This is a genomic window from Aeromonas sp. L_1B5_3, from assembly GCF_963866575.1.
Taxonomy (GTDB): domain Bacteria; phylum Pseudomonadota; class Gammaproteobacteria; order Enterobacterales; family Aeromonadaceae; genus Aeromonas; species Aeromonas jandaei.
Window position 1 is genome coordinate 164,805 of record NZ_CAWMDN010000001.1, and the last position, 21,067, is coordinate 185,871.

Genomic DNA, 21,067 nt, shown 5'->3' on the forward strand with positions numbered 1-21,067 from the left:
GGCTTGGCTCATCGCTCTATATCGATATTCCCCTTTCCTGATGTTGGCCAAGCCGCCAGTTTTTTGCGATGCCTTGCTCTTGCTGCGTCTCTGTGGCCATAGCCACGGATGGCTGCGGCGCGGCTGGTCGACAGGCTCCGACCCCGACCATATGTTTCACTGCCAGCGTAGATTATTTGCCCACAGGGTTTGTCATCCGGTTCTGCTATTTTCACCGACGCCTCTGCTTATCCCGATCCACAAGCCGGGATTGGCTGGAAAATAATTGTCCGTTTTGTTCGCTTGAGCTTCATATAACGCCCGCTTGCCATACAGGATGTATGACATTTGTTCGAGGCGTGACGTTTAAGTTTTTAATGTTTTTATATGGCTTTGCAGTCTGGCTAACCGACAGGGGCGAGGGGGATCAATAAAGTAGCGGCCACAATCACACGCAGAGTCCATAACAATGAAAAACCTCTCTACCCTACCAACCACACAAGAAAAGGCCGCTTTTATGGGTGGCCACCAAATTGCCGGTATGCCGCTCTTTATATTTCTCGGGCTGGCGACCTGCGTTCTCTTTTCCGGCTGGAACGGCTCGCTGCCGCTCGGCATGGTCGGTGCGCTGGCGCTGATGTTTGTGCTTGGCACCCTGCTGACCGAGCTGGGGGAGCGGATCATGCCGATCCGTGAATATCTGGGTGGCGGCACTATCCTCGCCATCTTCGGCGGTGCCGCCCTGTTTGAATATCAGTTGCTGCCGGTGCAGGCGGGACAGGTCATCACCAACTTCATGAAGGAGGGAGGCTTTCTCAACTTCTTTATCGCCAGTCTGGTGACCGGTTCGGTGTTTGGCATGAGCGGCGCTTTGCTGAGAAATGCCGCCATGCGCTACCTGCCGGTCATTCTTGGTGGCGTCGCACTGGCACTGCTGAGCGTTGGTTTGGTCGGCTCCCTGATGGGGTATGGCTTCAAGAATGCGGTGCTGCTGATCGGCCTGCCCATCATGGGCGGTGGCATGGGCGCTGGCGCGGTGCCTCTGGTGGAGATCCTCTCCGGCCCGATGCAGATGTCCAGTGCGGATCTCTTGTCACGCATGGTGCCGGCGGTGGTGATCGCCAATACCCTGGCCATTCTGGTGGGCTCCCTGTTGGCGCGGCTCGGTCGCCGTTACCCCTCCCTGACTGGCAACGGCAAGCTGATGGTCAAAGAGAATAGCCAGAGCATTGCCGATGAGCAGGCCGAAGCGCCGACCCTGCAGAGTCTGGGTATGGGCCTTTTCATCAGCTCCAGCATGTTTGTGTTGGGCTCCCTGCTTGGCAACTTTATCCCCATGCACCCCTTCGCCCTGATGATTTTGGCGGTCGCCTTTATCAAGGTGAGCGGTCTGCTGCCGCGCCGTTATGAGCAGGCGGCAGCCGACTGGTATCAGTTTGTGGTGAGTAACCTCACCCCATCCCTGCTGGTGGGGATCGGCGTCGCCTATACCAGTATTCCCGAGCTCATCAGCGCCTTCTCCATCAGCTACTTCGTGCTGGTCATGGTCACCGTGATTGGCGGCGCCCTCGGCGCGGCGCTGGTCGGCAAGCTGATCGGTTTCTATCCCATTGAGGCAGCCATCACCGGCGGGCTCTGTATGGCCAACATGGGGGGGACCGGTGATGTGGCCGTGCTCTCGGCGGCCCAGCGCATGAAGCTGATGCCCTTTGCCCAGATCTCCTCCCGTCTCGGCGGCGCCGTGATGCTGATTTTGGCGACCGCGCTTATCTCCCTGCTTGCCTGATACCGGATTGAGGAACAAACAAGATGAACGACATCATGATGGGCACCAGCCTGCCCTATGCCGAACGCAAGCGTCAGGGTGTACGCGGCCGTATGCCGCACAAGGAGGAGTCCCTCTCCCAGCAGCGGCGCCGGATCTACCGACTGGTCAGCGCCATGCAGAGTCCGTTTGACCAGCATCTGCTGCTGCGCCAGCTGCAGGAGGACAACCCGGTGCTCTTCTACGATCTGGTGCGCCACCACCTGCCGGAGCTGCTGCCAATCATCTACACCCCGGTGGTGGGGGAGGCGTGCCAGCGCCACAGCGATCTCTATCTGCGCAGCCACGGCCTCTATCTCTCCTGGCATGACAGGGACGATCTTGACGACATCCTTGAGTCGGTGGAGCAGGAGGTGGATGTGATCGTCATCTCCGATGGCGAGCGGGTGCTGGGGCTCGGCGATCTCGGTATCGGCGGCATGGGGATCTGTATCGGCAAGCTGGCGCTCTACTCCGCCGCGGGTGGCATCAACCCGGCACGGACCCTGCCGCTCTGCGTCGATGTGGGTACCAACAATCCCGAGCTGCTGGAGGATGACTCCTACCTCGGCTGGCAATCCCCGCGCATCGACGGCGAGAGCTACTACCACTTCATGGACAAGGTGGTGGCCGCCATTCGCAAGCGCTGGCCGCAGGTGGTGCTGCAGTTTGAAGACTTTGCCGGCAAGCACGCCGCCAACCTGCTGGCACGCTATCGGGACGAGCTCTGCATGTTCAACGACGACATTCAGGGTACGGCGGCAGTAGCCTCCGCCTGCGTGCTGGCCGGGTTGCAACAGGCGGGCACGGCCCTGTGCGATGCCCCGGTGCTGATCGTCGGGGCGGGCTCTGCCGGTTGCGGCATTGCCGCCATGCTGGCCCAGCTGGCGGGGAGTCACGACGGCGTCTGGCTGTTTGATCAGGATGGGGTGGTCTGCTGCGATCGTCCCAACCTGACCCGCGCCCAGCAGCCGTTTGCCCGCGCCGCTGAGGAGGCCAACAGCTCGCTGCTGGAGACCATCCGCCAGGTGCGACCGGCGGTCTTGATTGGCGTGAGTGGTCAGGGGGGCCTCTTTACCCGCGAGGTGTTGCAGGCGATGGGGGAGGTGTGCGATCAGCCGGTGATCCTGCCGCTCTCCAACCCGACCCGCAGCGCCGAGGCCACCCCCGAGCAGGTGTGGGCCGCCACAGATGGCCGCGCCCTGCTGGCCACCGGCAGCCCGTTTGCGCCGGTGACGGTGGCCGGTGAGCGGCGGGTGGTCTCCCAGTGCAACAACGTCTATGTCTTCCCGGGGATTGGTCTCGGGGCCTGCGCCGTCAAGGCCCGCCGTATCAGCGATGGCATGTTGCTGGCCGCGGTACGGGCGGTCGGTGCCTATCCGCTGTTGGCGGGTCGGCTGTTGCCTCCCATCGAACAGGTGGGGGAGGTGGCTCGCGCCGTCGCCAGAGCGGTAGCGCTCTGCGCCCGTGAGGAGGGTTTGGCCGATTTTGCCGGTGATCCGGCACCTTTGATTGACCAGACCTGGTGGCATCCGCACTATTGGGTGGCTTCCTGACGTTGCAAGGTCCGTGCATGAAACTTCGCCACCAGCTGGTTACCCTCTCCCTTGGGCTCTCCCTGCTGCTCATCATCATTCTGGGCAGCCTGCTCGCGCTCTTTATCCGCCACCTGCTGGAGAGCAATCTGGAGGAGAAGGGGGGCGATCTGGCCCGTATCATGGCGGCTGACAGCCGGGTGGTGGCGGCGCTGCATCAGGGGAGCGAGCCTGCGCTGCGCGATTACATGGAGGAGGTGTGCCGCCGCACCGATGCCGCCTATATGGTGGTGACCGACGAGCATGGCCGTCGCCTCAGCCATCCCAACTCCGCTCTGGTGGGGGGGCAGTTTCGCGGTGAGGATCTCTGGCCAGCGATCCACGAGCGGCGCAGCTACTGCTCACGCGACATGGGAACCATGGGGCCGGCGATCCGCTGCTTCTCTCCGGTGGTGGGGGCTGACGGGCGCGCCATGGGGGCCGTGGTGGTGGGCTACCTGATGCAGCAGGTGGAGGGCATCTACATGGAGCGGATTGCCCTGCTCATCAGCGCTATCGGCGCCGTCTTTGGTTGTGGCCTGCTGCTGGCGCTCTGGGTGCAATATCTGCTGCGCAAGACCCTGCTTGATCTGGAGCCGGAGGCGATCGTCCGCCGCTTCACCCTGCAGGATCTGGTGCTTGAGCAGATTGCCGAAGGGGTGATCGCGCTGGATGGCCGCGGCCACATCGCCATGATCAACAGCACCGCCATCTGTCAGCTGCGGCTGCCTGCCACCGGTCGTCACGCCCTGCAGGGGCAGGCACTGGCCGAGCTGGTGCCACCGCTCGCGCCCGTACTCGAGCAGGAGGGCGAGGTTGCCTTCACCATTCAGGGCGAATCGTTCGTCGGTCGCTGGCAGGTGGTACATGGCAAGGAGCCCGGGCATCTCCTGATCTTCAGCCGTCCCGAAGTGGCGACCAGTCTGGGGGTACAGGTCACCCACCTGCGCCAGTACGCCGAGATGCTGCGGATGCAGAGCCACGAGTTTGCCAACAAGCTGAGCAGTCTCTCCGGCCTGCTGCAACTGGGCCATGTGGATCAGGCGGTCGAGCTTATCCAGCAGGAGAACGAGGCGTGCCAGACCCTGCTGCAGGAGCTGCTGGAACTTATCGACAACAAGCCGGTGGCCGGCCTTATCCTCGGCAAGTTCAGCCGGGCCCGCGAACTGGGGGTCACGCTTGAGCTCGATCCCGATTCTGCGCTCGGCGAGTATCCGGCCGCCGTCTCGGCCGATCTCATCACCCTCATCGGCAACCTGCTGGATAATGGTCTGCAGGCGGCCTGGCGCAATCGTCAGCAGTGTCCGCCGCGGGTGTTGCTTTCGCTCTGCGATGTGGGGCGCCGCTTGGTGATCGAAGTGGAAGATAGCGGCGAGGGGGTGGACGAGGATCTGGCCGATCACCTGTTCGATTACGGGGTGAGCCGCCAGAGCGGTGATCATGGCGTAGGACTCTTCCTGGTCAAGGAAACCGTGGGGCGCTACGAGGGTGTGATAGAATGGCGCCGAACTGTCGAGCAGACCACCCTGTTTGGCATCTACCTGAATAAAAACAAATTAATGTGAGCCATGGATCCAATACTCACCCTTGTTATTGAAGATGACGATCGGATTGGTGCCATCTTGTCCGAGCTGGTGGCCTCCACCTCCGGTTTCTCCCTGCTGGGGCGGGCCGGTACGCTGGCCCAGGCCGATGCCATGATGGCTGGCGTGGTGCCGCAGTTGCTGCTGGTGGATATCTCCCTGCCTGACGGCTCCGGCCTTGAGTGGGTGAGCCGCCTGCGCAGCCACAACCGCGAGGCTTATGTGATCATGGTGACCGCCTCGCGCGATGTGGAGACCATCCAGCAGGCGCTCAATCTCGGGGTGCATGACTACATCATCAAGCCGCTGCGGCTGTTTCGCATCCAGCAGAGTCTCGACGAAATCCTGCAACTTCATCAGAAGCTCTCCGAGCCGGGACGGCTGGAGCAGGAGGATCTCGATCGCCTGCTCGGCAAGGGACGTGCCCAACCCAAGGAGGTACGTACTACTCCCAAGGGGATCGACAGCATTACCCTGCGTCAGGTGCTCGATCTGCTTGCTGCGGAGCCCGAGAGCGTCTTCTCGACCGATACGGTGGCGCAGCGGTTGTCGCTGAGTCGCACCACGGCGCGCCGTTATCTGGAGTATCTGGAGTCGGAAGATCGGGTGGATGTGGATCTCAACTACGGTCAGCGAGGGCGGCCGGAGCGGCGCTACCGCTGGCGCCGGGCGGGGTGAAGTCGGTTCACCGTCGCTCAAACACGATAGAAATGAACAAGGGAGCCCGCGGCTCCCTTGTTGTTTTTGGCGTGTTGCCTGTCAGGCAGTGTGGCGCTCCGGCAGTGGGACACGCTTTTTCAGCTGGGAGATCATCACGCCCCCCAGAATGAGGCCACCCCCCAGCAGGTGGTAGCCGTGGATCGGCTCGCCCAGACCGACGACAGCGATAAGCGCCGTACAGAGTGGCATCAGGTTCATAAAGACCGATGTGCGCTCGGCGCCCATGCAGGCGAGGCCGCGCATCCAGCAGTAGGCCGCCAGCAGGGAAGAGGCGAGCCCGGCGAAGAGCACCAGTCCCCACCCTTCGGCCGGCACCGCCATCGAGTCGGCACTGAGAGCGAGCGGCACCAGCAGCAGTACGGCCAGCAGGATCTGCATGTAGAGGTTGAGCCAGGGGCCGAAGGGGGGTTGCCAGCGGCGGATCAGCAGGCCGTAGAGGGCATAGCTGGCGGAGCCGAGCAGCATCATGCCATCCCCCGGGTTGATGCCGTTGTGCAGCAGAGCCAGCGGCTCGCCCTTGCCAAGCAGCCAGAGCACCCCGAACAGGGAGAGGCTCATGCCGAGCAGCGCCTGTTTGCCGGGACGCTGGCCGAAGAAGAGCGCCCCTTGCAGCAGGGTGAGCAGTGGAATGAGGGAGCCGATCACCCCCATGTTGGTGGCGGAGGTGCTGTGAGCGGCGTAGTAGGCCAGACACTGGTAGAGCACCATACCGAGCGCCGCCAGCACCAGCAGCTTGCCGAGCCAGGGGTGAACCTCACTGCGTCGCCGCCAGAGGGTGGGTAGACAGAAAGGGGTCAGCGCCAGGGCGGCGATCACCCAGCGATAGAAGGAGATGGCCGCGGGGTCGAGCACGCTGGCCGCCGCTTTGGAGACCACGGTATTGGTGGCCCAGATCAGTACCGCCATCAGCGGAAACAGGAGGGGGGAGAAGAGTCGCATCAAAGGCTCCTTGGAGTAGATGCGACAAGTTTAACCTTGTCTGTATGTTGTCAAGTAACGTAAAACTGACAAACTATCCCGCAGAAAAGACAACTCCCCGTTATCTGTTGCAAGGCTAATGCCACCGGTTAGGGTATGGCGCCGGCCTGATACGGGCCGAGATTGAACATCAGGCGGCTATAGAGACAGGCATCGAGAGGAGAGTGAAGAGACCATGACCACCCGGCACTACCATCCGGCAGACAGCGAGCTGCCAGCGCCCAATCCCCTCTACTTTCGCTACCAGCAGTTGCAGGCGGAGAACGTCATGGCGATGCACTCCCACCCCTGGGGGCAGCTCAGCATGATCAGTCTGGGGGTGATGGAGATGGGTCTGACCAACCAGCGCTTGCAGGTGCCTGCCGACTACCTGATCTGGGTGCCGGCGGATCTGGAGCACGCGGCCTATAACGAGCAGGCCCTCGACTACACCTCCATCTATGTCAGTCACGAGCTGGCCACCCGCTTGCCGGCCGAGCCGCGCCTGCTGCTGATGACGCCGCTCATCCGCGCCCTGCTCGCCGATTTTTGCGAGCGCAAGGTGGGCCATATGGTGGATGAGTGGGATCAGCGTCAGGCCGAACTGCTGGTGGCCAAGCTGACCCGCACCCGCTGTCAGGAGAGCTACCTGCCGATGAGTCAGGACAAACTGCTGGCCCCCATGCTGGCGGTGCTGCACAACGATCCGGCCGATCCCCGCACCCTGGCCCAGTGGGCGCAGCAGCTGCACACCACAGAGCGCACCCTGGCGCGCCGTTGTCTGCGCGAGCTCGGGATGAACTTCGGCCAGTGGCGGGCGCGGCTGCGGCTTATCAAGGCGCTGGCCTGGCTCAAGGGGGAGTTGCCCATTCAGGAGATCAGTTGGCGGCTCGGTTATGGCTCCACCTCCGCGTTCATTGCCATGTTCAACCGGGAGTTGGGCTGCTCGCCCCAGCGCTATCGGCAGCAATCGCGAGGCAGTTCGCTGGCGGGAGTGCCGGGCAAAGAGTCGCGAACATCTTGATAAGCTACATGTTTATTGTCGTTATCGAGGGTATCATAGTGGCTTGTTTCGAGATTCCACGATGAGGCGCGGGCTATGTTGCCCGGCTTGATCCTGAGGTTTGTGTATCCATCCTGATGCCATGGGGTAAGCATGCTCGCTTCCGGTTCCCGTTTTGCCGAGTCCGTTTTCTGGTATCTGCTGGCATTGACAGGTTGTTCCATTCTGCTGTTCGAATTCGGACCCGAGCGGGTACTGGATATCAAAAACTGGCCCCACACCGTCGAGGTGACGCGGGCTCCCGGTGCGAGCGAAGCATCGGCCCGCTATGCCCCCTCGCTGGAAGGGGAGCCCGGCGTGAGCTGTATCCGTTCCGGCGAGCACAATACCTATCCCGGCTGCGGTTTGAGTCTGACGCTTTCTGCCCCCGAGCAGGGGCTCAACCTCGGGCGTTTCAAGACGCTCCATGTGCGCCTGAGCGTGACCGGCAATGGTCAGCAGGATTGGCGCTTCTATCTGCGCAACTACAACCGGGCATTCAATATCCCTGGCGATCCCATGTCGCCCAAGTTCAACGAGATCATCTTCCGCCCAGCCGACTACGGCAGAAGCCATGAGGTGCCGCTCGACGTGTTTACCCCGGCCACCTGGTGGATCAAGCGCTACAAGGTGCCCTTGCAATTGCAGGGGCCTGATTTGAGCCGGGTCTACGCCATCGAGATTGCGGCGGGGTCCGACATGTCGGCGGGCGAGCACGGCGTGGTGATTGAAGAGCTGCAGTTTCATGGTGACTGGCTGGATGCCACCCTCTTCTACCGCCTGATCCTGCTGGTCTGGTTTCTCTATGGCTGCGCCACCTTTATGGTCAATCACCTGCATATGAAGCAGCGGCTGCGCCACGCCAATCGTGCCAAAGAGGAGGTGGAGGCGCTCAACCGTAGCCTGAGTGAAGAGAGCCGCCGCTCCCGCGAGCTGGCCTGTTACGATCCGCTCACCGGTGCCCTCAACCGTCTGGGTGGGGAGCGGTTGCTGGCCGATATCGGCGATCTGCCGTTTGCCTTCATCTATGTCGACGTGGATCACTTCAAGCAGATCAACGACACCCACGGCCATCCGGTGGGGGACGAAGTGCTCAAGCATCTGGTCAGCGAGATCCAGCTAAACAGCGATGCGCTCTGCCATCTGGTGCGCTGGGGGGGCGAGGAGTTTGTGCTGCTCTGCCTCCATTACGACCTGCTGCGGGCCTGTGCATTGGCCGAGCGGCTGCGTTCCCGGTTGGAAGAGTATCCCCACTGGCCCGCCTCCCTGCAGGTGACCGCCTCGTTCGGGGTGGCCGAACGGGCGGGAGATAGCCCGGAGCGGGTGCTCAAGCGGGCCGATGAGGCGCTCTATCAGGCCAAGAAGCGTGGCCGCAATCGGGTGGAAGCGCAGTGAGAGCGGGCAGTACGCCGTGTAGACCACCATTGGACAACTTCTTATAAAACGGGCAGAACCCTATGACAGGACAAACCATCGGGGCCTTGACCCTGCTGGTGGCCGATTACGACGAGGCCATCGCCTTTTTCACCGAGGGACTGGGGTTTGCGCTGCTGGAAGATACCCGGCTCGACGAGCCGGGCAAACCGGGCAAGCGCTGGGTGCGGGTCGCTCCGGCGGGCAGCACGGGTTCCGCGCTGCTGTTGGCACGTGCCGCCAGCGAAGAGCAGCGTGCCGCCATCGGCAAGCAGGGCGGCGGGCGGGTATTTCTGTTTCTCGAGACCGATGACTTCTGGCGGGATTACCGGCGGATGCAGCAGTATGGTGTCCATTTTTGTGAACAGCCCCGTGACGAGCCTTACGGCACCGTAGTGGTATTTGAAGATATCAGTGGCAACCGTTGGGATCTGCTGCAACGGATATCTGCCAGTGGCATTTGAAAACGTTTATCATCCCGTCTGTCACAAAGTCATAAAAGTGTCACAGAAAATTCTAATAATTGGCGCACCCATCTTCACAGAGGAGAGAGAAGGGAATGGCTAAGCGAATTCTGGTGGTCGAGGACGAAGCACCGATCCGCGAAATGCTCTGTTTCGTGCTGGAACAGAAGGGATATGAGACGATTGAAGCGGAAGATTTTGCCGATGGACTGGCGAAGGTGCGCGAACCCTACCCGGAACTCATCGTGCTCGACTGGATGATGCCCGGTGGCAGCGGCATCCAGTTCATCAAGCAGCTCAAGCAGGATGAAGTGACCCGCCAGATCCCGGTGGTCATGCTGACCGCCCGCGGCGAGGAGGAGGACAAGGTCCGCGGCCTCGAAGCGGGGGCCGATGACTACATCACCAAGCCGTTCTCTCCCAAGGAGCTGACTGCCCGCCTCCATGCGGTGATGCGCCGCGTCTCTCCCACCTCGGTGGACGAGGTGATCGAGGTGCAGGGGCTCAAGCTGGATCCTGTTTCGCACCGGGTCAGCGCCGAAGAGAGGGCCCTCGACATGGGGCCAACCGAATTCAAGCTGCTCCACTTCTTCATGACCCACCCGGAGCGGGTCTACAGCCGCGAGCAGTTGCTCAACAATGTCTGGGGTACCAATGTGTACGTCGAGGACAGAACCGTGGATGTCCATATTCGCCGCCTGCGCAAGGCGATCGAAGAGACAGGGCACGATAGATTGATTCAGACGGTGCGTGGAGCCGGATACCGCTTCTCAACCCGTCTCTAGAGGCTGTTATGTTGCAACCCTACGCCTGGCGGCGACAGTTGTGGCGAATGGCATTTTTTTACGCGCCCTTCGCATTGGTTGGCTGGCTGATTGATCACCTTTCGCTCACTCTGCTGGTCGCTGCGTTGCTCCATCTTGGCTGGCACTATCGCTTCCAGAAGCGGCTGTCGGACTGGCTGTGGCACGATCGCAGCCTGGTTCCTCCCAACGGCAAAGGTAGTTGGGAGCACATCTTCAACGGTATCTACAAGTTGCAGCAGCGCCACCGCGCCCGTCGCCGCGAGCTGGCGGGCCTGATCCGCCGCTTTCGGGAAGGGGCCGAGGCATTGCCTGACGCGGCCGTAGTATTGCGCGATGATGGCAGCATCCTCTGGTGCAACCGGCTGGCGGAGCAGCTGCTCGGTTTTCGCTGGCCGGAAGATGCCGGTCAGCATATCGGCAACCTGATCCGCAATCCGGCCTTTACCGCCTATCTGGCGAAACAGGCTTTTGACGAGCCATTGGAGATGCACTCCCCGGTCAACGAGGAGAAGTTTCTCGAGTTTCGCATAATGCCCTACGCCTCCGATCAGGCGATGCTGGTGGTGCGCGATGTCACCCGCTTGCGCAGTCTGGAGAAGACCCGCAAACACTTCGTCTCCAACGTCTCCCACGAGCTGCGCACGCCACTCACGGTGCTCAAGGGCTATCTGGAGATGACCGAGGAGCCGCCGCCGCCCGCCATGTGGGCCAAGGCGCACCGGGTGATGATGGAGCAGACCATCCGGATGGACAATCTGGTCAATCAGCTGCTCACCCTGTCACGCATCGAGGCGGCTCCGAGCGTTGATCTCTCCCATCTGGTGGACATGCCCGCCATGCTGGGGCTGCTGGAGCAGGAGGCGCGGGCGCTCTCGGGCGAGCGGGCCCATCAGATCGAGTTCGTGGTGCAGCCCAATCTTCTGGTGCGCGGCGATCAGGAGCAACTGCGCAGTGCCGTTTCCAATCTGGTCTACAACGCCATTCACTACACACCGCCAGGGCGCAAGGTGACGGTGGAGTGGCGCAAGCAGGGGGCAATGGCGCTGTTTGCGGTGCAGGATGAGGGGGAGGGGATCCCGCCCGAGCATCTGGCACGGCTCACCGAGCGTTTTTATCGGGTGGACAAGGCGCGCTCGCGCCACACCGGTGGCTCCGGCCTCGGCCTTGCCATCGTCAAGCATGCCTTGAGTCATCACGACTGCCAGCTCGATATCGAGAGCCGGGTCGGCTTTGGCAGCCGCTTCAGCTTTCTTATCCCCGGCCGGATGGTGGTGATAAAATAGTCTTTTATGACAAGGTGTTAGATATACGGGAAGGGCTGCGTTGGCAGCCCTTTGCCATTTGGACAAAAGCGCCGCCATGTCATTAAAGTGTCACATTAAATCCATAAATTTGTCACTGCCAGGTCAGATACTGGCGCCGTTTTAAGAACGGACCTTCTGTAACTTTGGAGAGATTGGATGAAACTCAACAAACTGGCTGGTGTAATCGGATTCACCGCAGCAACCCTCTTTTCTGCCAGCACCCTGGCCTATGGTGTCGATAAAAACCTGCCGGAATACACCCCGACCAGCGGCATCTCGGGCAACCTGTCCTCTGTCGGCTCGGATACCCTGGCCAACATGATGACCCTGTGGGCTGAAGAATTTAAGCGCATGTATCCCAACGTCAACGTGCAGATCCAGGCCGCCGGCTCCTCTACCGCGCCGACCGCCCTGACCGAGGGTGTTGCCCAGTTTGGCCCGATGAGCCGCGCCATGAAGGCCGGTGAAGAGGAAGCATTCGAGAAGCGCTACGGCTACAAGCCGACTGCCATCCGCGTTGCAGTCGATGCCCTGGCTGTATTCGTCAACAAGGACAACCCCATCAAGGGGCTGACCATGCCGCAGATCGACGCCATCTTCTCCAGCACCCTCAAGTGCGGTGAAGCCAAGGCGGCCACCAAGTGGTCTGATCTGGGGCTGACCGGTAACTGGTCCGGCAAGGATCTGCAACTGTTCGGTCGCAACTCCGTATCCGGTACTTACGGTTACTTCAAGGAGCACGCCCTGTGTAACGGCGACTTCAAGAGCGGTGTGAACGAGCAGCCGGGTTCTGCCTCCGTGGTACAGTCCGTCTCCGCCTCCCTGAACGGCATCGGTTACTCCGGCATCGGCTACGTCACCTCCGGCGTGCGTGCGGTTCCGCTCTCCAAGGATGGCAAGACCTTTATCGAAGCGAATGCTGACAACGCCATCACCGGCAAGTATCCGCTCTCCCGCTTCCTCTACGTTTACGTGAACAAGCATCCGAACAAGCCGCTCTCCCCGATGGAGCAGGAGTTCGTCAAGATGATGCTCTCCAAGGCGGGCCAGAATATCGTTGCCAAAGATGGCTACGTACCGGTACCGGCCAAGGTTGTACAGGCTGACCTGAAAAAGCTGGGTATTATGTAACTGCCTGCAGTCAGCATGCCTGATAAAACGAGCCCCAAGCGGGCTCGTTTTGTTTTTGGCGGCTGTCAGTTTTGTTAATAGCGCAGGATGGATATTTTTCCGCCAGCCGGGGGCTAGCTCCCTTGCGTAGCAGGGCGGCATTTCCGAGAATAGGGCAACGTTATGGCAAAGGACCCCTTCATGATTGCGTCTCTCTCCAAGTTTGGCCTGGTAGCCCTCTGCAGTTCCCTGCTGGTCGCTTGTGCCCAGTCGCCGACCGGCCGCAGCCAGATGCTGCTCTACTCTCCCCAGCAGATGAACCAGCTGGGTGCCGACTCGTTTGCCCAGATGAAGCAGCAGGAGAAGGTGAGCACGGATGCCAAAATGAACGCCTATGTCTCCTGCGTCGCCAAGGCGGTCGCAGCCCAGGTGCCCGCCAGCTACGGCATCACCAACTGGGAAGTTGTGGTGTTTGACTCCAAGCAGGTCAACGCCTTTGCGCTGCCCGGCGGCAAGATCGGGGTCTACAGCGGCCTGCTCAAGGTAGCCAAGAATCAGGATCAGCTGGCAACCGTTATCGGTCACGAGCTGACTCACGTGCTGGCCCAGCACTCCAACGAGCGCCTCTCCCGCAGCCAGCTGGCCGGTATTGGTATGGCGGCCGCCGATGTTGCCCTCGGCAGCAGCGAGTACCGTGGCGCCACCATGGCGGCGCTTGGCCTTGGCATGCAGGTGGGGGTGATGCTCCCCTATGGCCGCACCCAGGAGAGCGAAGCGGACCGGCTGGGGCTGGAGCTGATGGCGCGTGCCGGTTTCAACCCGGCTGAAGCGATTCCGCTGTGGCAAAACATGAGCGCAGCCTCCGGTGGCAACAATCCGCCCCAGCTGCTCTCCACCCACCCGAGCAACGAGAGCCGGATTGCCGAGTTGCAGGCGCAGCAGGCTGAAGTCGAGCCGCTCTATCAACAGGCTCGCGCGTCGGGTCTGGTGCCCCAATGCAAGGCATAAGCCTGCGCATGGCGCGGCCCGAGGATGCTGCCGCCATGACGGTGATGCAGCGAGCCAGCTGGCTCGCTGCCTATGGTCAGGTACTGGGCCCGGATCTGCTGGAGCAGCTGGCGGTGACCTCCCATCTGCAGATCTGGCAGCAGCGGCTGGCTGACGCTGGGCCAAGGCCCATGCTGCTCTGTCTCGACGACGTCGTTATCGGGTTGCTCTACTGGCAACCGGTGCAGGAGGGTGATGAGACCATCGCCTGGATCCGCGCCTTCTATCTTCACCCCGATCACTGGCGGCAGGGCTATGGCAAGCGGTTGTGGCAGGCGGTGGCGATGCAGATGCGCCGCGCCGGTTGCAGTTGCGTCAAATTGTGGCTGCTCGATGGCAATCACATCGGCGAGGGCTTCTACCTGCGCCGCGGTTTCATGTTTGATGGTCAGGAGCGCACCCTGATGAGCCTTGGCCACCCCTGTCTGCAGCGGGAAATGTCCCGTTTGCTCTGATCTCTCTCCCGTTTTTCGCCCCCGGTCACTTTATTTTTTTTGCGAATTAATACAATGTCACCCGAAACAGATGGGATGAGAACTCGCTGACAGGGAGTGCGGCATGTATTACGGCTTTGATATCGGTGGAACCAAGATTGCGTTCGCTGTCTACGACGGCGCCCTGAACCTTTGCCATGAAGAGCGCATGAGTACGCCTGGAGATGACTATCAGGGGCTGTTGCAGCTGGTTCTCTCCCGGGTCGAGCAGGCCGATACCCGCTTTGGCGTCAAAGGGGCGGTCGGTATCGGTTTTCCCGGCATTCTCAACCGTCACGACCAGAGCATAGTGGCGGCTAACCTCCCATCCATCAATGGTCGCCATCTGGGGGCTGATCTGGCCGAGCTGCTGGCGCGGCAGGTCAAGGTGGATAACGATGCCAACTGCTTCCTCTGGTCGGAAGTGCACAAAGGGGCAGCCGATGGGGCCGGCAGTGCGCTTGGCATGACCATTGGCACCGGCATCGGCGGTGCCATCTATCTGGCCGGCACCCTGATCCAGGGGCGTAACTGGCTGGCTGGCGAAATCGGCCACTATCCGCTGCCGGCCACCATCCTGATGAAGTATCCCGACTTGCCTCGTCCCCGCTGCGGCTGTGGCCGTCTGGTCTGTTTTGAAACCTATGGCTCCGGTACAGGCCTTGAGCGTCTCTACTACCATTTTCACGGCCACCGGGCCACCGGCCATCAGATTGTGGCGCGCTTCGAGGCTCATGAGCCCCATGCCGTTGCCACCATCGACTGCTGGCTGGAGATCCTGGCGGCCGGACTTGCTACCGCCATTTCGGTGATGGATCCCGAGGTGGTGGTGCTGGGGGGCGGCCTGAGCGGCCTGCCTGCCCTTTACGAACAGTTGCCGCTGCGCCTGCCCGGCCATCTGCTGCCCGGGGTGGCAGTGCCCGAAATCCGCGAAGCCCGTTTTGGCGGTGCCGGTGGGGTGCGGGGCGCAGCCTTGCTCAATCTATGAGATCAGATGCAGGTCTGATCTCCCCGATAAAAGGAGTCCTCATGACCTCACTTGAAATCTGCATCGACAATCTGGAATCCCTCTTCACCGCCCAGGAGGCTGGCGCCGATCGTATCGAGCTCTGCTCTGCGCTGGGGCTTGGGGGGCTGACCCCCTCCTATGGTTTTATGCAGTTGGCCGCTCGTCACGCCACCGTCCCTGTCTATGCCATGATCCGGCCGCGCGCCGGAGATTTTTGTTTCAATGACGGTGAGTTCGAGATGATGCTGCAAGATATCGCGGCGGCCCGCTCTGCCGGTCTGCAAGGGGTCGTGGTTGGTCTGCTGGATGAAGAGGGGCGGGTCCCCGCCGCCAAACTTCAACAGCTGGTGGATGCCGCCGGCCCGTTGGGGGTCACCTTCCATCGCGCCATCGATCTCTCTTCTGACTGGCGGCTCGATCTGGAGATCATTGTCGCTGCCGGCTGCGAGCGCATTCTCAGCTCCGGCCATGCACCGACCGCGCTGGCCGGGCTGGAAAATCTGCAGGCGATGCAACAGGCGCTGGCGGGGCGAGCCAGCCTGATGCCGGGGGCGGGGGTCAATGCCGATAACGTGCGTACCATCATCGAGTTTACCGGGGTGATCGAAGTGCATATGTCCGGCATGGGCTGGCGCGGCGGCATGGTGCCCCATGGCGTCAATATGGGCACCTCGGATGATGGCAGGGTCAATATCACAGATGGCGCCAAGGTAGCTGCGGTGCGGGCTCTGCTGGACAAGGCCTGATACGGGCCGCGTGGCGGTAGTTCGTGTACTGCTGGACGATAACCTTTCGGACAAAAGAGGGGCGCCACTTGCTGGCGCCCCTCTTTTTGCTTGTGTGAACTCTCTCCCACGCTCGGGGAAATCAGGTGCGAGGTCGGCAGCACCTCGCGAAAAAGTCTGATATCATCCCGTCTCTTTTATCATCTGGACCCGGAGCACATCTCAATGTCCCAATACGACTCTATCGAACAGAAAGCCAGTTATGGCATCGGCCGCAACATGGGTGATCAGCTGGCGCAGCAAGCCTTCGCCGGTCTGGATATCCCGGCTCTGCAGCAAGGTCTGGCAGATGCCCTGAATGGTCTGGAGTTCGCGGTCAGCCGTGACGATATCAACGATGCCTTCCAGGTCATCACCGCTCGCATGCAGGAAGAGCAGGAAGCGGTTGCCAAAGCCGCTGCCGCTGCTGGCGAAGCTTTCCTGGCCGACAACGCCAAGCGCGACGAAGTGACTGTGACCGATTCCGGCCTGCAGTACGAAGTGCTGGTAGAGGGCAATGGCGCCGTGCCGGTAGCGGGTCAGTCCGTACGCGTGCACTACCACGGTACTTTTACCCACGGTGGCGTATTCGACAGCTCCGTTGCGCGCGGTCAGCCGGCCGAGTTCCCGGTGACCGGCGTTATCGCTGGCTGGGTTGAAGCGCTGCAACTGATGCCGGTTGGCTCCAAGTGGAAGCTCTACATCCCACACGATCTGGCCTACGGTGCCCGTGGTGCCGGTTCCATCCCGCCCTACTCCGCGCTGGTATTCGAAGTAGAGCTGCTGGATATCCTGTAATCCGGCTGGCTTGATCTTGATGCAGACGGCGACCCTCGGGTCGCCGTCTGTTTTTTGGGGCCCCTCAATAGACACCGGTTGTCGCGACCAGATGAAATCGGGGACGATAGCCGCCATCTTTTTCGACTCTTGATTGATTTTTTCACTCTGGCAGCAGGCATACTGCAAACCGTCAGATCAAATCGAGGAACCCCGGATGAACAGATACATGAACAACGCCGTGCTGACTGCCCTGTTGCTGCTCAGCATTCCGGCCAGTGCCGACGCCATGCGCTGCAAGAATGCGCTCATTACCGAAGGGGACAGCACCGCCGAGATGCTGCTCAAGTGCGGCGAGCCGATGTTGCGGGAAGATATTACCCGTAACGAGGAGAATCAGTACGGCAACGTGGTCGAGGTCAAATATGGCGAACGCTGGACCTACAACTTCGGCAAGAATGAGTTCATGCGCTTTGTCACCGTGCGCAACGGCAAGGTAATCGACATCGAAAATGGCCCGCGCGGCGAGTAGCCGGCGGGCGAAAGGCATGGATGCACAACAGACAGAAGGGCAAGTCCCTTGACTCACATGTCCGGCAAGGGGTCGCGGTGACCAAGTTGTCTGACCGCCAGATTGATCTGGCGGGCCAGCCTCAGTCGCTGGCGACAGGTCAGGCCGTGAAGGCTGATCCTGCCGGCGTTGAATTCAAATGTCCCCAATGCCTCGATGGCAAAGTAACCTCGGTGAAAGCTCTTGATGTAGCGAGCAATCTGGCGCGGGGATAACTGCTTGAACACCTTCATCACAACAAACCCTGATTGAACCGGACGGGGGAGATAATGGGACTCGTATATGACATGCTGATGACGGTTTTGTACGCGTTCAATTAACCCGGTCACGGTCATGCGCGGCAATGCGGTCATGAAAAAGTTGTGCGGTACAGCGGCCCGGCCCCGATATACTGCGAGCACTTTGACTGGATGAGCAAAAGGGTCTGCGCGTGGAATGGGTTGATGTAGTGGATGCGGATAACCGGGTGATTGGCGTGGCCGAGCGTGCCAGAGTGAGGCGCGAGAATCTCTGCCATCGGGCCAGCTACATTCTGGTGCTCGACGAGGCGAATCGCATCCTGGTGCAGCGGCGCACCCTCAGCAAGGATTTCTGCCCCGGTATGCTGGATGCTTGCGCCGGCGGAGTGGTCACCACCGGGGAGGAGATGGAACCCTCGGCGCGGCGTGAACTGGCCGAGGAGCTGGGGATACGTAATGTGCCGCTTGAGACATTCGGTGACTTCTATGCCGAAGGGGAGGGGTATCGGGTCTGGGGCGGTCTCTTCAGCTGCCGTTATCAGGGGCCGTTGCAGTTGCAGGCTGAAGAGGTGAGCGAGGTGCAGTGGATGAGCCTGGCCGAGATAGCTGCCTGCGCCGCCGAGTTTACCCCCGACTCCCTGCTGGCCATCGCCACCTGGCAGGCGCGGCGTTAAGAGCGCCGCCACAAAAAACGGGCAGCCTTTGGGCTGCCCGTTTTTGTTGTGTGGCTAGACAAGCTTGAGCAGGCGGTTGGTGCGCCCGCAGCGGCTGGGTCTGGCCAGCCAGTAGCCCTGCCAGTCGGTGGCAAGGCGCAGCAGCGGATACTCCAGATCGAGCCTGGTCACCACCAGTTGTCCCGGATCTTCCCCCGTCACCGGCTTGCCGCTGGCCGGGTCGATGATCTCGACGATGCAGCTCTCGTTGACGATAAAGCCCTGACCGGGACGACTCTCGTAGGCAACTACCCCGACATCCTGCCACACCAGACAGTTGAAGGCGGCAATGCCGTGGATAGCCTCGAGCGGTGCTGTCTCGGGGTGGGTCACCTCGCATAGCAGGGCGTGGCGCAGACACTCGGTGGGGGTCTCGGCCAGCTCGGCGGCCTCCAGCAGATCGAGCAGGGTGACCAGCGGGCCGACGAACCCGGTGGGTTGATAGCGCCGCAGTGCTTCGAGCTGGCGCTGGGTGTCGTCGGGGCCGCAGGGCACCACGGGGCAGCCAAGCTGGCGAGCCCCGTTGTCAAAGATGAAGGCGGTGGGGCCGGCGTGATAGTCGTGGCAGTTGAGCAGTACCTCTCCCGCCTTGAAGCCGGCGGCAAAGAGCGGCCGTGCAGCCCCCCACCAGTCGGCCCCGGCATATTCGGGAATGGCCAGCTGCCCGGGGCAGGAGAAAACCCGCAACGCCTGACTGGCTGGTCGACCGGTGAGTCCGGCAAAGGGGGGATAGGCTTGCTGGGCGGCAAAGAGATCCGTGCTGTCGAGCAGCGGCAGGGAGGCGAGCTGCTCCAGATCGTCGAGACGGCAGTGGCGATAGGCGCTGGAGTAGCCAGAACAATACTGGCTGACATGGGCGAGTTGATGATTAAGCTGGTCCAGCTGCTGTTGTGCGCGCAGGGCGGGAGGACGAATTTCCAGCCCGTCGTAATGGTTATGCATGAAGGCCTCCTGAGTCGGCAGATCCTGCTCAAGGTTAGTTCAAATGGGCCCGGCAGAGAGGGGCCTGTGTCACATGGCAGGTGTGAGGTAGACTGGGGCTCTTTTCATCCACAGATCCCCCCTCAACTAAAGGACGAGCACGATGATCGCGATTGGTCAGACCCTGCCTGCGGGCGAATTCACCTTCATCACCGCCGAGGGAAAGCAGCAGCGAGATACCCAAAGCCTGTTTGGCGGCAAGCGGGTGGTGCTGTTTGCGGTGCCCGGCGCCTTTACCCCCACCTGCTCCAACGCCCATCTGCCGGGTTACGTGGTGCTGGCGGACAAGTTCAAGGAGAAGGGGGTCGATACCCTCTGCTGTCTGTCGGTCAACGACGCCTTCGTGATGAAGGCGTGGCAGGATGCCCAGAACGCCGGGGCCATCACCATGCTGGCCGATGGCGATGGCAGCTGGACCCGGGCGCTGGGTCTGGCCAAAGAGACCGGAGCCTTTGGCGGCGTGCGTGCCCAGCGCTTTGCGTTGATCGCCAACGATGGCGTGGTCGAGCAGCTGTTTGTGGAGGAGCCCGGCAAGTTCGAGGTCTCCGATGCGGCGAGTCTACTGAGCAGACTGTAGCGATTAATCGTTGTTTGATTTTCCCTTGAATTGACAGGCGGCGCCGTTACACTGGGCGCCACTTTCCAATGGCGCCAGCAGCTTTTGCTGGCGCTCCTGTTTACTGGCGATGGGATAGAGACTGTATGACCCTGGCTTTTGTTGCCCTGATTGCCGGACTGGCGCTGCTGGTCTGGAGTGCTGACAAGTTTGTGGATGGGGCGGCGGCAACCGCCCGTTATGCCGGCATGCCGCCGTTGCTGATCGGCATGGTGATCATCGGTTTCGGCACTTCGGCCCCCGAGATGGTGGTGTCGGCGCTGGCAGCCTCTCAGGGTAATCCCGGGTTGGCCCTTGGCAACGCCTATGGCTCCAACATCACCAATATTGCGCTGATCCTGGGTCTGACGGCCCTTATCAGCCCTATCGCGGTCGCCTCTCAGGTGGTGCGCAAAGAGATCCCGATCCTGCTCGGCATTACCCTGCTCTCCGGTGCCCTGCTGCTGGATGGCCATCTTGGCCGGATGGATGCCGCCATTCTGGGTGTCGTCTTTGTTGGCCTGATGGGCTGGTCAATTTGGGCTGGCATGAATGGCAAGGGAGATGCGCTGGATGTAGAGACCGAAGAGGATATCGCGAGTGAGGGGATGTCCCTCAAAAGCGCCATCTTCTGGCTGGTGGTCGGGCTGGTGTTGCTGATCGGCGCCTCCCGCCTGCTGGTGTGGGGGGCGGTGACCATCGCTCAGACGCTTGGCATCAGCGATCTGGTGATTGGTCTCACCATCGTCGCGATCGGTACTTCGCTGCCGGAGCTGGCCTCGTCCCTCATCGCCATTCGCAAGAATGAGCACGATCTGGCCCTTGGCAACGTGCTCGGCTCCAACCTGTTCAACACCCTGGCTGTGGTGGGGATTGCGTCCGGTATTCATCCGCTCGATGTAGCGCCGGAAGTGCTCTCCCGCGACTGGAGCATCATGATGGGGCTGACCCTGCTGCTGCTGGTGATGTGTCTGGGCCGCAAGGGGCAGGGCCGCATCAACCGGCTGGAGGGGGGCGTGCTGCTCACCTGCTTCGTTGCCTACACTGGCTGGTTGCTGGGCAGCCAGTTCGTCTAGCCATATCGGGCAAGATGCAACGAAAGAGGGGAAGCCATGGCTTCCCCTCTTTGCATTCTGTTGGCG

Annotated in this window: 22 protein-coding genes; 19 read left to right on the forward strand and 3 right to left on the reverse strand. The window is 61.4% G+C overall.

Annotation, left to right across the window (positions count from 1 at the left end; genetic code table 11):
- The first annotated feature begins 448 nt into the window (after nucleotides 1–448).
- The 4 genes from AACR93_RS00755 to AACR93_RS00770 are packed head-to-tail and all read left to right on the forward strand — an operon-like array spanning nucleotide 449 to nucleotide 5,618.
- Nucleotides 449–1,765, forward strand: a complete 1,317-nt coding sequence (locus AACR93_RS00755) for a 2-hydroxycarboxylate transporter family protein (RefSeq protein WP_043849379.1) — start codon at nucleotides 449–451, stop codon at nucleotides 1,763–1,765.
- 23 nt (nucleotides 1,766–1,788) lie between these two features.
- Nucleotides 1,789–3,339 carry an NAD-dependent malic enzyme gene (locus AACR93_RS00760; RefSeq protein ID WP_043849380.1) on the forward strand — a complete coding sequence of 517 codons (1,551 nt, stop codon included), beginning with the start codon at nucleotides 1,789–1,791 and terminating at the stop codon, nucleotides 3,337–3,339.
- A 17-nt stretch (nucleotides 3,340–3,356) separates the two neighbouring features.
- Nucleotides 3,357–4,922, forward strand: coding sequence for an ATP-binding protein (locus AACR93_RS00765; RefSeq protein WP_043849381.1), 1,566 nt, complete (start codon nucleotides 3,357–3,359; stop codon nucleotides 4,920–4,922).
- Between the two features lie 3 nt (nucleotides 4,923–4,925).
- A complete protein-coding gene (locus AACR93_RS00770) occupies nucleotides 4,926–5,618 on the forward strand; it encodes a response regulator (RefSeq protein WP_041208165.1) in 693 nt (230 codons plus the stop codon).
- An 81-nt stretch (nucleotides 5,619–5,699) separates the two neighbouring features.
- Here the strand turns inward: AACR93_RS00770 and AACR93_RS00775 are convergent, their stop codons facing one another.
- A complete protein-coding gene (locus AACR93_RS00775) occupies nucleotides 5,700–6,599 on the reverse strand; it encodes a DMT family transporter (protein ID WP_043849382.1) in 900 nt (299 codons plus the stop codon).
- A gap of 214 nt (nucleotides 6,600–6,813) precedes the next feature.
- Here AACR93_RS00775 and AACR93_RS00780 point away from each other — a divergent pair, with 214 nt between their 5' ends.
- The 12 genes from AACR93_RS00780 to AACR93_RS00835 all read left to right on the forward strand — a co-directional run bounded on the left by AACR93_RS00780 (nucleotide 6,814) and on the right by AACR93_RS00835 (nucleotide 17,358).
- A complete protein-coding gene (locus AACR93_RS00780; RefSeq protein ID WP_043849383.1) occupies nucleotides 6,814–7,641 on the forward strand; it encodes an AraC family transcriptional regulator in 828 nt (275 codons plus the stop codon).
- 132 nt (nucleotides 7,642–7,773) lie between these two features.
- Nucleotides 7,774–9,054: a GGDEF domain-containing protein gene (locus tag AACR93_RS00785; RefSeq protein ID WP_043849384.1), complete on the forward strand. Its 1,281-nt coding sequence runs from the start codon at nucleotides 7,774–7,776 to the stop codon at nucleotides 9,052–9,054.
- Nucleotides 9,055–9,116: 62 nt separating this feature from the next.
- Nucleotides 9,117–9,536, forward strand: a complete 420-nt coding sequence (locus tag AACR93_RS00790) for a VOC family protein (protein WP_043849385.1) — start codon at nucleotides 9,117–9,119, stop codon at nucleotides 9,534–9,536.
- Between the two features lie 95 nt (nucleotides 9,537–9,631).
- A complete protein-coding gene (gene phoB / locus AACR93_RS00795) occupies nucleotides 9,632–10,321 on the forward strand; it encodes a phosphate regulon transcriptional regulator PhoB (protein WP_033115756.1) in 690 nt (229 codons plus the stop codon).
- An 8-nt stretch (nucleotides 10,322–10,329) separates the two neighbouring features.
- Nucleotides 10,330–11,625: a phosphate regulon sensor histidine kinase PhoR gene (gene phoR / locus AACR93_RS00800; protein WP_033115755.1), complete on the forward strand. Its 1,296-nt coding sequence runs from the start codon at nucleotides 10,330–10,332 to the stop codon at nucleotides 11,623–11,625.
- A gap of 177 nt (nucleotides 11,626–11,802) precedes the next feature.
- Nucleotides 11,803–12,777: a PstS family phosphate ABC transporter substrate-binding protein gene (locus AACR93_RS00805; protein WP_043849386.1), complete on the forward strand. Its 975-nt coding sequence runs from the start codon at nucleotides 11,803–11,805 to the stop codon at nucleotides 12,775–12,777.
- A 180-nt stretch (nucleotides 12,778–12,957) separates the two neighbouring features.
- Nucleotides 12,958–13,764 carry a M48 family metallopeptidase gene (locus tag AACR93_RS00810; protein WP_042032971.1) on the forward strand — a complete coding sequence of 269 codons (807 nt, stop codon included), beginning with the start codon at nucleotides 12,958–12,960 and terminating at the stop codon, nucleotides 13,762–13,764.
- On the forward strand, nucleotides 13,752–14,258 hold the full coding sequence (locus AACR93_RS00815; protein ID WP_043849387.1) for a GNAT family N-acetyltransferase: 507 nt from the start codon (nucleotides 13,752–13,754) through the stop codon (nucleotides 14,256–14,258). Before AACR93_RS00810 ends, AACR93_RS00815 begins: the two co-directional genes overlap by 13 nt.
- A 103-nt stretch (nucleotides 14,259–14,361) precedes the next feature.
- Nucleotides 14,362–15,264 (forward strand): ROK family protein, encoded by a 903-nt coding sequence (locus AACR93_RS00820; RefSeq protein ID WP_043849388.1) that lies wholly within the window; start codon nucleotides 14,362–14,364, stop codon nucleotides 15,262–15,264.
- A 41-nt stretch (nucleotides 15,265–15,305) separates the two neighbouring features.
- Nucleotides 15,306–16,031, forward strand: coding sequence for a copper homeostasis protein CutC (locus tag AACR93_RS00825; RefSeq protein ID WP_043849389.1), 726 nt, complete (start codon nucleotides 15,306–15,308; stop codon nucleotides 16,029–16,031).
- Nucleotides 16,032–16,235: 204 nt separating this feature from the next.
- Entirely contained in the window at nucleotides 16,236–16,847 is a 612-nt protein-coding gene (locus tag AACR93_RS00830; protein WP_033115749.1) for an FKBP-type peptidyl-prolyl cis-trans isomerase, read from the forward strand.
- A 196-nt stretch (nucleotides 16,848–17,043) separates the two neighbouring features.
- A complete protein-coding gene (locus tag AACR93_RS00835) occupies nucleotides 17,044–17,358 on the forward strand; it encodes a DUF2845 domain-containing protein (RefSeq protein WP_041208180.1) in 315 nt (104 codons plus the stop codon).
- 53 nt (nucleotides 17,359–17,411) lie between these two features.
- Here the strand turns inward: AACR93_RS00835 and AACR93_RS00840 are convergent, their stop codons facing one another.
- Nucleotides 17,412–17,630 carry a DUF1107 family protein gene (locus AACR93_RS00840; RefSeq protein WP_033115747.1) on the reverse strand — a complete coding sequence of 73 codons (219 nt, stop codon included), beginning with the start codon at nucleotides 17,628–17,630 and terminating at the stop codon, nucleotides 17,412–17,414.
- A 197-nt stretch (nucleotides 17,631–17,827) separates the two neighbouring features.
- Between AACR93_RS00840 and yfcD the strand changes: the two genes are divergently transcribed.
- The gene (yfcD, locus tag AACR93_RS00845) at nucleotides 17,828–18,310 is read left to right on the forward strand and encodes an NUDIX hydrolase YfcD (RefSeq protein ID WP_043849390.1); all 483 of its coding nucleotides are present in this window, start codon (nucleotides 17,828–17,830) and stop codon (nucleotides 18,308–18,310) included.
- Nucleotides 18,311–18,364: 54 nt separating this feature from the next.
- Here yfcD and AACR93_RS00850 read toward each other — a convergent pair whose 3' ends face one another.
- Nucleotides 18,365–19,291 carry a phenylacetate--CoA ligase family protein gene (locus AACR93_RS00850; protein WP_043849391.1) on the reverse strand — a complete coding sequence of 309 codons (927 nt, stop codon included), beginning with the start codon at nucleotides 19,289–19,291 and terminating at the stop codon, nucleotides 18,365–18,367.
- Between the two features lie 142 nt (nucleotides 19,292–19,433).
- On the opposite strand from AACR93_RS00850, the gene AACR93_RS00855 reads away from it, so the two are divergent.
- Together AACR93_RS00855 and AACR93_RS00860 are read left to right on the forward strand one after the other, a co-directional pair.
- The gene (locus AACR93_RS00855; RefSeq protein ID WP_043849392.1) at nucleotides 19,434–19,907 is read left to right on the forward strand and encodes a peroxiredoxin; all 474 of its coding nucleotides are present in this window, start codon (nucleotides 19,434–19,436) and stop codon (nucleotides 19,905–19,907) included.
- A gap of 125 nt (nucleotides 19,908–20,032) precedes the next feature.
- Nucleotides 20,033–21,001, forward strand: coding sequence for a calcium/sodium antiporter (locus AACR93_RS00860; RefSeq protein WP_043849393.1), 969 nt, complete (start codon nucleotides 20,033–20,035; stop codon nucleotides 20,999–21,001).
- Nucleotides 21,002–21,067 lie beyond the last annotated feature (66 nt).